Origin of the sequence: Streptomyces sp. NPDC056503, assembly GCF_042794995.1 — a bacterium.
Classification (GTDB): Bacteria; Actinomycetota; Actinomycetes; order Streptomycetales; family Streptomycetaceae; genus Streptomyces.
Genome location: NZ_JBHTST010000251.1, coordinates 1 through 4,076, shown reverse-complemented (window position 1 = coordinate 4,076; position 4,076 = coordinate 1). Strand labels below are relative to the sequence as shown.

General features: G+C 71.2%; 2 protein-coding genes. Both read right to left on the bottom strand.

Translation table 11 applies throughout. The features are described from left to right. On the bottom strand, positions 1–3,196 hold a 3,196-nt coding region (locus ACFQ8C_RS36690; protein WP_383466254.1), incomplete at its 3' end, for a tetratricopeptide repeat protein. Between the two features lie 43 nt (positions 3,197–3,239). Then, positions 3,240–3,593 carry a trypco2 family protein gene (locus ACFQ8C_RS36685; RefSeq protein ID WP_383466252.1) on the bottom strand — a complete coding sequence of 118 codons (354 nt, stop codon included), beginning with the start codon at positions 3,591–3,593 and terminating at the stop codon, positions 3,240–3,242. Positions 3,594–4,076: the final 483 nt, after the last annotated feature.

The following is a 4,076-nucleotide window of genomic DNA, read 5'->3' as shown; positions in this document are numbered from 1 at the left end:
CCCACTGGTATCTGGTCGCGAGGGCGCGGGGGTGGTCGGGTCCGAGGATGCGGAGTTGGTCGGTGAGCAGTTCGGCGGTGGCGTCCGCGGCGCCGACGGGGTCTCCGGCTTTGCCTCGCCATCGGGCGAGGTTGCTGCGTGTGGTGAGGGTGTGGGGGTGGTCGGGTCCGAGGATGCGGAGTTGGTCGGTGAGCAGTTCGGCGAAGGCGTCCGCGGCGCCGGTGGGGTCGCCGGCTTCGCCTCGCCAGCCAGCGAGGCTGTTGCGTGTGGTGAGGGTGTCGGGGTGGTCGGGTCCGAGGATGCGGAGATGGTCGGTGAGGAGTTCGTTGTAGGCGTCCGCGGCTTCTGCGGTGTCGCCGGTCTCGCCGCGCCAGGCAGCGAGGTTGCCGCGGGTGGTGAGGGTCGCGGGGTGGTCGGGTCCGAGGATGCGCAGTTGGTCGGTGAGAAGTTCGGCCGTGGCCTGTGCGGCGCTGGTGACATCGCCGGCCTCACCGCGCCAGTAGGCGAGGTTGTGGCGTGTGGTGAGGGTGTCGGGGTGGTCGGGTCCCAGGATGCGGAGATGGTCGGTGAGGAGTTCGTTGTAGGCGTCCGCGGCTTCTGTGGGGTCACCGGCTTCACCGCGCGAGGCGGCAAGGTTGCTGCGGGTGGCGAGGGTGTGGGGATGGTCGGGTCCCAGGACACGGAGGCAGTCGGCGAGGAGGCCTGTGTAGGCGTCCGCGGCTTCTGTGAGGTCACCGGCTTCACCGCGCGAGGCGGCGAGGTTGTTGCGGGTGGCGAGGGTGCCAGGGTGGTCGGGTCCGAGAACGCGGAGGCAGTCGGCGAGGAGGTCTGTGTAGGCGTCCGCAGCGCCAGCGGGGTCACCGGCTTCACCGCGCCAGTAGGCGAGGTTGTTGCGGGTGGCGAGTGTGTGGGGGTGGCCGGGTCCGAGAACGCGGAGGCAGTCGGCGAGGAGGTCTGTGTAGGCGTCCGCAGCGCCAGCGGGGTCACCGGCTTTACCGCGCCACCGAGCCAGGTTGCCGCGGACGTTCAAGGCGTCAGCGTGATCCGGGTCGAGTAGCTGATGTGCGGTGGTGTGGAGGTGTTGGTAGTGGTTGCGGGCGGCGGTGGCTTGTCCGGCTTCGCCGAGGGTGGTGCCGGCGCGGAAGAGGACGGGGTGCAGACCGCCGTCGTCGGGGTCCCGCGGGACAGTGTGGGTGGCCAGGGAAGCGGTGGCGGCTCGGTACTGCCTGCTGCCGGGCACCTCCTGCTCGGGCCAGCTCTCGAGGAGCGCTTCGGCGGCGACGGCCCCGAGCCGGTCGATCTCCCCAGAGGCCCGTGATTCCCGGAGGGTGCGCTGGAGGAGCTGATGGGTGCGCAGGGCGTTGTCAGCGGTGATGTCCGTCAGGTGGAGCCGGTGGAGCACCCGTAGCGCCCGTTTCACGTCCCGCTCGGTCACCGGCCTGCCCAGGACCTCCATTCCGGTGTCTCGTGTCTGCTGGAGGTGTTGCTGGAGGGCGGGTGCCGCGGTGATGCCGTCGGGTGTGTTGTTGGGGTCGAGGAGCGCCAGGACGTGCAGGAGGGGCCGGGCGAGTCCGGTGGGGGTGAGGGTGTTGGCGTAGTCGATGGACAGGGTCCAGGCGGCGGTGACGGTGTGGGCCTGCCGGTCGGGCAGGCCGTCGATCCCGGGCAGCGCCTCGTCCAGTGGCACCTCGGCGAGTTCGGTGCGGTACTCGTCCAGGGTGAGGGCGTTCTCGCGGATGTAGCTGGCGGCCTGGGCCAGGGCGAGCGGAAGGTGCCCGAAGTCGTCCGCCAGCTGCCGCAGCTCGGCGTCGTCCGGATTGACACCGGTACCGGCCAGGCGCTGGCGGAGGTAGTGGACGGCTTCGTCGGGAGTAAAGAGCCCGACGCTGATCTGACGGCGTCCTTCGGTGAGCGCCGTATCCCGGTTGCGGGTGGTGATGAGGGTGCGTCCCGTCGGTGTGGCCGGCGGCCACAGACCACGGAGCACTCCGGCGGCGGGGACGTCGTCGAGGACGACGAGCCAGCGCCGGCTCGTTGTCTGGAGCCAGGCGAGGAACCCCTGAGCGGCCTGGTCGGCGTTCTCACCGCCGGCGACGGGAACGCCGGCTTTGCCGAGTTCCTGGCCGGCCTGGGCGTAGGCGGCGGTGATGGTGGCAGTGTCGCCGGCCGTGATCCAGAGCAGCAGGTCGACGGCCGGCACAGCATCCGTAGGGGAGTGAGGCACGCTGCCGGCGGGGACGGGCAGCCCGCTTGCCTGGCGGACCTGCTGGACGTGGTGGACGGCGAGCTGGGTCTTGCCCACGCCGCCGAGTCCGGTGACGACGGCCGCCGCATCACCAGAGACGGTGCCCGTGTTGGTTGTGTCGGCCTGGATGGTGGTGTCGCCGGCGGCCAGTGCGGCGGTGAGCTGGTCGACGACGGCGCGGTGCTGGTAGGCGGTGGCGAGTTCGGGGACGGTGCCGAACTGCCGCGGCCACACCACCCCGGTCGCCTCACCGGCGGGAGCGGTGATGTCGTCGGCGGTGTGCGGGGTGCCGGGAAAGCCGTGCTCGGCCAGCAGCGCGGTGAATCCGGGGTCGTCGAGGAGCCGGTGGACGGGCTCGGCCGTCAGGCGCCGCTCGCCCATGCCGGTGCCGTACTCGACGGCGACACCGACGAGGTGACTGCCGCTGAAGACGGCGGCGCCGGAAGCACCCGCCCAGGGGCGTTCCTCCTGCCGTGTGGCGGCGGGCCAGACCTTGCAGTCCAGGACCCAGCGCCGGCCGGCGGTGGTCAGGGGAGCGAGTTCGCCGCGGAGGTTCTCGTACTGGACGGCACCACCCGGAGTGGTGGAGAACGCCGGAATCCCGATTCCGCGATAGCCCAGGGGAGCATCGCCCTGGGGCCGTCCCCACCGCACAGCCGTGGTCAGGCCCGCGTCGGCGTCCTCGTCGAGAAGCAGCAGCGCGACATCCGGCACCCCGGCGCTGTCGGGACCAGCGTCAGTGGCCGGCCAGATGACCGTCGCCGTGCGCTGGTGGACTCCGGCTTCGGTGCGGGGGTGCCCGACCCAGACGGTGGCGCCTTCCGCGCGGATGCCACTGTCGTGGACGACGTGGAGTGCGGTCAGCACGAGCCGTGGCCCGATGAGATAGCCGGACCCCGACCCCCCGACCGGCTGGTCGGGCTTGATGTAGGCCGTCCTCTGAGCGTCCACTGTCGTTCTCCCGCTACGCCTGCGTCTCCGGGTTCGTCACTGTTCAGGCGTCGCCGCCGGGCGGGGTGTCGGCTCCCGGCTGCCCGCCGGGCACATTCTGGTGGCGGATGCGGGCGGGCTGTCCACCGAGGGCCTCGTCGCGGACGTTCAGCGTCAGGGTCAGCGTCTGCCGGTGCGTGACCCCGCCCCCGCCCCCGGCCTCCACACCACCCTTGGTGCCGAAGGCGCCGACCTCGACGCTGACCTTGCCGTTGCCGTCCTTGCGGAACTCGACCTCCAGACACAGCTCGGCCTGCTCGACCTCGAACCGGAACTGCTCACCGGGGCTGGCGCCCGCGGCCCGGTACAGCTCCTCGCGGAGCTCTGCCACCGCCTCGGACAGCGTCACCTTCGCCACAGCTTCCCCCTCCACCCCCGCCCGCGAACGGCGCGCTCGATCGGCCTGCCCCGCAGTTTTCCTGACGGCACCTCACCTGCGCAGGAGAAACGTGAAATCCCAGGACACACCACCGGAGTCATTCCGCCACCCTGCGAAGCGCCGGTGCACAACGTGCTCGGAAGACAGAGTCCAAAGCCGGGAAGGATCCGCAGCGCCGTACGACCCGGGTGTGTTCAGCCAGGCCAGCCCCCTTGACGGTATGGGCTGTTTATCTGCTTTGGTGAAAGTGGTTCAGCCCCAGCAGCCGATGAGGTAGAACTTGCAGGTCAGGAAGACTGCTCCCCGCTCGCCCGGGGACGGATCCCCCGCCGGCGACAGGATCGGGTTCCGCCTCCGCTGCTCCCCGCCCCCGCGGGGATGATCCTGTGACGGCGTGACGGGACCACGGCGGTGGCAGGGGGTGCTTCACGGCCCGTACAGGCGCCTCTCCAGCCGCCCTCA